General features: G+C 68.9%; 5 protein-coding genes. 4 read left to right on the top strand and 1 reads right to left on the bottom strand.

The features are described 5' to 3' along the window. Window positions 1–2031: 2031 nt before the first annotated feature. A complete protein-coding gene (locus RM445_RS19155) occupies window positions 2032–2778 on the top strand; it encodes a sigma-70 family RNA polymerase sigma factor (protein WP_311558042.1) in 747 nt (248 codons plus the stop codon). A gap of 239 nt (window positions 2779–3017) precedes the next feature. On the opposite strand, the gene RM445_RS19150 is transcribed toward RM445_RS19155, so the two are convergent. Continuing rightward, a complete protein-coding gene (locus tag RM445_RS19150; RefSeq protein WP_311558041.1) occupies window positions 3018–3194 on the bottom strand; it encodes a hypothetical protein in 177 nt (58 codons plus the stop codon). An 818-nt stretch (window positions 3195–4012) separates the two neighbouring features. Between RM445_RS19150 and RM445_RS19145 the strand changes: the two genes are divergently transcribed. From RM445_RS19145 to RM445_RS19135, 3 genes are all read left to right on the top strand, one after another. Beyond that, a complete protein-coding gene (locus RM445_RS19145) occupies window positions 4013–4312 on the top strand; it encodes a hypothetical protein (protein WP_311558040.1) in 300 nt (99 codons plus the stop codon). Window positions 4313–4443: 131 nt separating this feature from the next. After that, window positions 4444–5421: a collagen-like domain-containing protein gene (locus tag RM445_RS19140; protein WP_311558039.1), complete on the top strand. Its 978-nt coding sequence runs from the start codon at window positions 4444–4446 to the stop codon at window positions 5419–5421. Between the two features lie 79 nt (window positions 5422–5500). After that, on the top strand, window positions 5501–6175 hold the full coding sequence (locus RM445_RS19135) for an SDR family oxidoreductase (RefSeq protein WP_311558038.1): 675 nt from the start codon (window positions 5501–5503) through the stop codon (window positions 6173–6175). Window positions 6176–6178 lie beyond the last annotated feature (3 nt).

The raw sequence follows: 6178 nt of genomic DNA, 5'->3' as shown, positions 1-6178 counted from the left end.
CACGGGTCCGAACATCGATCGAACGTGTGTCCAGGACTTTCACCAGTTCCGGACCTGCCCCCACACGCTGAGCTGGGACGATACAGCGGCGTGTGTCCAGATCCGCCCATCACCTGCGGAACACGGGGCCAATCCAGCATTGGAATGCGTAGCCCGATCACCTTCGAGACCCTCTACACCGGCTCAGATCAAGATCACTGAGCCCACACCGGAGGTGTCCGGCGTTCGGGGGGAAGCTCAGGCTGCGAAGAGTGTCGGCGCTGGACGAAGGGGACAGTCCAGCGCCGACGCCATCATGAGACCTGATCGGCACATGTCGCGTCACAAATTGAGACACCCGCACGTGTGCGAACCCGGCCCAGGCTCAGCGGTGACGGGTGTCACCTCTGATGTATCGGCTCACGAGCTATCTTGTCGGCGGCCCGGTCTCGGCTGGTTGGAGGGGAACCACGGCGGGGACCGGGCCGCTCAGACCTCGGCGCGTCCGAGGTAGCGCCAGACCGGGCGACGGAGGGGATCGGTCGCCCGACCCGGCACGCGGAGCTTAGTTGTGCACTCACCCTCTCGGCCAGACGGTAATGGGGTAGTCACAGGATCCTCATATCTTCCGTCACCGCGCACCGTCAGAGTTCATAGTGATCGCCATGACGCCGCGCGTCGGTCAGGCGGTCGGGCGATGCCACTCGATCCAAATCCGCCAGGCGCCCAGTAGCTCATCGTCACGGGAGCCGCGATGTCAGTGCCGTGATACGCGTTAGACGATCCCCGCGTCGGTCCAACCGGAGGCCCGCCCGGCCTCTGCGATAACGAGCGGAGACGTACGGCTTCTCGACTTCGTTCTGCGACACCATGGCGAGGTCGTAAGCAGGTTCTCGACGGACGCCGATCCAGACGATGCCGATGACCTTGCAGAAGTGCTCCTCAGCTCGATTGACCGGTCAGGCGGGGACGTCGGCCGGGCAACCGCGTATGAGCTGGAGATTTGGCAGGCTGGCTCGCTGATCCGGACGTTCGTGCTCAGCAGGCGGCGTGGGTCGGGTCGGGTCGGGTCGGGTCGGTGAGTTTGATGCCGAGGCAGGTCATGAGCGCGAGGGCAACCGCCGTCCTGTGTGCAGCTCCTTGACCATCGCATCGTAGGTAGGCCCGTCCGCAAAGGGCTGTAACCGGCCGATCGGCCGGTACGCCCACGCCAACTAGGCGGAGCGGGCTGCCACTGCGTCCGGAGCCGCGACGGCCGTCCTCATCTGCAGGCCCGGCACACCAACCTCCAATAGATCGTCCTGCTCAGCCTGAACGTGCTCCATCAGGGGTGGCGGGCCAAGCCCGGCCTCGCGGTCGTCCTACTCGTCGACCCCGTCGTCGGCCTCGTGCGGGACGCCGTGGTCCGGTGAACGCGTCACCGCCACCCTCGCGACGACCCTCGGCGCGGCGACACCTGCCGGAGGCCCGCCGACCGCGATACGGGTGTAGTCGCCCGGCAGCTCCGCGAAGGCGTCGGTGGCCGACGCCGCGGCGACGACGTGCCGGGCGCCGCCGCGGTCCAGCCGGTCGCGCAGGTCCGCGGCCCGCAGCTGGGTGGTGGCGGGGATGACGACCGCCGAGCTTCATCGCGGCCAGCAGGCGGCCGACCACTCGCCGCGACTCCGGAATGCACGGCGCCCCAGACCCCGGCCCGGCAACCCGATCTGTGTCCAGCCGTGGTGGGCTCCGCCGCCGCCCGCCCGAGCTGGTGATCTTGCGGGTGGGGGGTGTCCCGCGCAAGGCAGGTGGCCAGGGTTGGGATCAGCCACCGGGTTTCAGCCACGACGGGAACGGGCTCCCTTGAGACAGCGTCCCCAGACCTCGGTCGCCTCCAGTTCGTTCACGACAAACCGGAGAGACCGACGGCTGATGCGTATTCATTGTGGGGACCGCGCCGGTCCCGCCTCCGACCGGACAGCGACGGGTGCTGCGGATCAGGCGGAGCGCCGATCCGAGTACGACCACCTGGCTCCGCTGCACGCACGGCGCGCGGCGCTGCCCGAAGGTCACGTGGACCGTGAGCGGTTGCGGGCCGAGCTGATCGCCGGCTATCTACCGGTGGCCCGCAACATCGCCCGCAGGTTCCGCAACCGAGGGGAGAACCCCGACGACATCGAACAGGTGGCGTCGGTGGGCTTGGTGCTGGCGGTGGACCGGTTCCACCCCGGGCTCGGGTTCGACTTCCTGTCCTTCGCGGTGCCCACCATCAGCGGGGAGGTGCAGCGGCACTTCCGGGACCGGGCCCATGCGATCCGGGTTCCACGCAGGTTGCGGGCGCTGCAGGCGCGGATCTACCAGGCCGGGGCGGAGTTGGAACAGCGCAATCGTCGTTCGGCCCGGCCGAGTGAGATCGCCGAGTTGCTGGGCGTGGATCTCGAGGTCGTCATCGAGGGGTTGGCGGCCCAGGGTGTAGGGCGCCCCGGTTCTCTCGACGAACCGGATCGGGACGCGGAGGGGTGGAGCGGTCGGCTCCGGTTCGGTAGTGCACTGGGGCTGCACGAGGGGGAGTTCGATCTCGTCGAGTACCGCCAGGCGCTGGCCCCACTCCTGGCGGCACTGTCGGAGCGGGAACGGCGGATTCTCGTGCTGCGGTTCTTCGACGGTCTGACCCAGTCGGAGATCGGGGCACAGGTGGGGATCTCCCAGATGCATGTGTCGCGGATGCTGACGCGAACTCTGGGCTGGCTGCGCCGCCAGTTGATGGCCGACGCGCCGGTGGATTCAGCTGCGGCGAGATGCCTGCAACGCACTGGTTAGCACTCTTACCGCCCCATCCGTGCGGGCGTCCGGGACTGCGGTCTGTCCGGACACGACCGAATCGACGTCGTCGAACAGATCGGTGAGACGGAGCAGCCGGAGAAACGAGGCGCTGCAGCCGGCGGGTGAAGTGCTATGTCTCGAGCGGCCGCCCAGCCGGCGGCTGGATTTGCAGGCGCATACCGCCGAGGTCGATGAAGCCCCTACCGACCAGGTCCAGCACGACCGTCGGGCCCGAGTCACCTTTGTCCACGACTTCCCGTAAACATCCGGGCCAGCTGCGGCACCCGGCCGGTCCAGTTCCCCGGATCAGAAATCACCGTCTCGTCCGGGTCGTCGCGCACGACGTCGACCTCCAGTGGCTCAAACCTCGACGACGGCGTGTTGCGGCGGCGGGCACAGTTGTTGTTGGTCATCGCCGTTTGCCCGTCTACCTTGCGATGGGGCCGGTACGGGGGGGAGAGGCCCGGCACGCCACCATCAAGTCAGTGGTGACGGGGGCCAGGGGCCGGGGCGCCGCGCCGCGCCGCGTACTCGGATTCGAGGCCAAACCCGGGGCTCCGACCATGGGACTCCGAGGCATCTCCGCTGGGACGCCACAACCAGCCGGTCGCGCCCCGCCGATTCTCGGTCGCCGTTCCGCGGATGCGCGATCCCCGAGCCCGCTCGGACAGGTGACGCGAAGCCGACTCCGCCTGCCCTCGCTCCCCACCGTCGCGTGCTGGACGTGAGAACGCCGGAACAAGAGTGCTGATCACCGTCCGGTCGTTCTCGGAGTCCAGGCGGATTGCTGCCCAGACGACTTGTCGCCGCTATGCGAGATCCGGACGGAGCTGATCACAGGCCGGAAACTGTCTGTCGCGGTGAACTGCTGCGCCTCGGGGCGAGCCGAAACGGGTCGACTGCAACGCGCATCTCCAACGGAGGGTCCGGGGTGCGCGGTCCGCCGCACCTGGCTCGTTTACGACGCCAGGTCACGACTGTGCTCGTGTAATCTGATCTGTATCGCAAGTCATGTTTGAGGGTTTTGGTCGTGTCGGCTCGGCTGATCTTCGCGCATTCCGTAATCCGGCTGTTGGCCGGGTCACGTCAGCTGCTCTAAACAGTCTGGGACATGGGTCTCCAAAGCGGCAGCGGGCCGGGGAGGCGCCTAGTGTCGTTTTGTTGCCCGAACGATTCTGCGGTCTAAAACCGAGACTGCGCGTCGGGTGCAATCGATCATGGAGTCAGTTTCTTGTCTGTCAACACCCCGAACCACGTCCTCCGCAACGAGGCTCAGGACGGCACCGTCGTCGGCGCCTCCGTGGATCGTTTCGCCGAGACGAAGGCCGCGTTCAAGACGACCGAGTTCGTCGTGTTCCTGGTCGCCGTCGTCGGTGTGCTCGTCGCCTCCGGCCTGGTGGGCGACTCCGACGGCCGCGGTGATGTCTTCCTGGCCGATAAGGCCTGGTTCTACGTCACGCTGCTGGCGATCGGCTACATGGTCAGCCGCGGGCTGGCCAAGGCCGGCGTCCGCGGGCACCGCGACGCCTGATCCGCGCCTGAGCTGAGCACGGCCCACACCGCCACCGCTGACGCGGTCGCGACCCGTGGGGCACGTCAGGCCGCATTGTGCGGCACTGCCGGCTGACGGCCGGTACCGCATTCTTTGATACGGAGTTCAACATGGCAGAGAACACGGAGAACGGCGCATTCGACGCCGACGCCGACACCACTGACGCCACGGTGACTGTGGCCGCGGTGGTGGCCGAGCAGGGTCCGCGCGGCGAGCAGGGTCTGCCCGGCAAGCCCGGTGTCACCGGCAAGCCCGGACCCACCGGTGACAAGGGCCAGCCCGGAGACAAGGGCCAGCCCGGTGAGCAGGGCCTCAAGGGTCAGCCCGGTGCGAAGGGCCTGACCGGTGAGCGCGGTGAGCGCGGCGAGCAGGGCCTCAAGGGTCTGCCCGGCGAGCAGGGCCTCAAGGGTCTGCCCGGCGAGCGCGGCGAGCAGGGCCTCACGGGTGCGCCCGGTGAGAAGGGCGAGCACGGCGAGCGTGGCGAGCGTGGCGAGCAGGGCCTGACCGGTCTGACCGGTGAGCAGGGTCCCGTCGGCCCGATGGGCCTGCCGGGTCTGCCCGGCGAGCAGGGACCGGTCGGCCCGGCCGGCCCGATGGGCCCGATGGGGCCGATGGGCTTGCAGGGCCCGATCGGTGAGCAGGGCCCCCGCGGTGAGGTCGGCCCGACCGGTGACAAGGGTCCCGTCGGTGAGCAGGGTCCGATCGGAGAGCGTGGTGAGCAGGGCCCGCGCGGAGCGGACGGTCTGCCGGGCGCGCCGGGGGAGCAGGGCCCCCGCGGGGAGCAGGGCCCGGTGGGTCCGGCCGGTCCCGCGGGTCCTCCCGGAATCCCGGGACCTCAGGGCATCCCCGGGCCGCAGGGCCGCGAGGGTTGGGCACCCGAGCCCGCGACCCCGATCCGCCCGGTGGCCGAGTGGACCGCACCCACCACGCCTTCTGCACCTTCGGCACCGCGCGTTACTGCGGAGCCTGCGAAGGCTGGCGTGGTCAACCCGGTTCAGGCCTGGGCAGAGCTGACGGGCAACCTGTTCGCGCTGCAGCGCAAGGCCTGGGCGAACATCGCCGGGGCCCAGCGGTCCGACAACAACTGACCGCTCTACTGCCCCGTGATCCGGGGTAGGGCCACACAGGCCACCACGGGCGCCTCCCACACGGGAGGCGCCCATCGGCATGTGCAACGCGGGTACGGCCCGACACCGAGAGCGTTTGCGCTGGGGCCGAAGTTCAACCCGGATCGACGGCCGGTCGCGCTCAGGACCCGCGCACCGGCCGAACCGTGCGTCAGGTCTCGGCGAGCGGTGGCACTGGCGTTCGCGCGCGAGGGCGCAGACGTGCTCATCTCGTACCTGGAGTCGGAGGAGAACGACGCCCCAGGAAACCGTACGCCTGATCGAGGACGCGGGCCTAAAGGCCGTGACGGTTCCCGGCGATCTCCGCGACGAGGCCGTGTGCCAGCGCGTGGTCGACGCGGCGGTGCGGGAGTTCGGCCGGATCGACGTGCTCGTCAGCAACGCCGCGTTCCAGATGGCGCAGAACGGCGCGATCGCCGACACCACCAGCGAACAGTTCGACCGCGTGATGAAGACGAACGTCTATGCGCTGTTCTGGCTGACCAAGGCCGCTATCCCGCACATGTCCGAGGGCTCGTCGATCATCACGACGTCGTCGGTGCAGGGGTTCTCGCTCCGATCGTCTGAGCAGGAACAGGGGGAGCGACGGGCAGGGTGGGCACCACTGCACCGTGCTGGGCCGGGCGTGGGGCGGTGGTGTACGGCTCCCAGCTCGGACTTCTCCGTACGACCCCTTCCGCTACGCGAGGCCGTTGGTCGGTATCCACATGCGTAGGTG

The sequence above is a fragment of the Pseudonocardia charpentierae genome, assembly GCF_031845345.1.
GTDB classification, from domain to species: Bacteria; Actinomycetota; Actinomycetes; order Mycobacteriales; family Pseudonocardiaceae; genus Pseudonocardia; species Pseudonocardia charpentierae.
The sequence above is the reverse complement of the archived record's forward strand: the minus strand, read 5'-3'. Positions and strand labels throughout refer to the sequence as shown.

Coding starts and splice junctions, on each gene's coding strand:
- RM445_RS19150 (WP_311558041.1), bottom strand. CDS start 3,194: ATGACCAACAACAACTGTGCCCGCCGCCGCAACACGCCGTCGTCGAGG.
- RM445_RS19140 (WP_311558039.1), top strand. CDS start 4,444: ATGGCAGAGAACACGGAGAACGGCGCATTCGACGCCGACGCCGACACC.
- RM445_RS19135 (WP_311558038.1), top strand. CDS start 5,501: ATGTGCAACGCGGGTACGGCCCGACACCGAGAGCGTTTGCGCTGGGGC.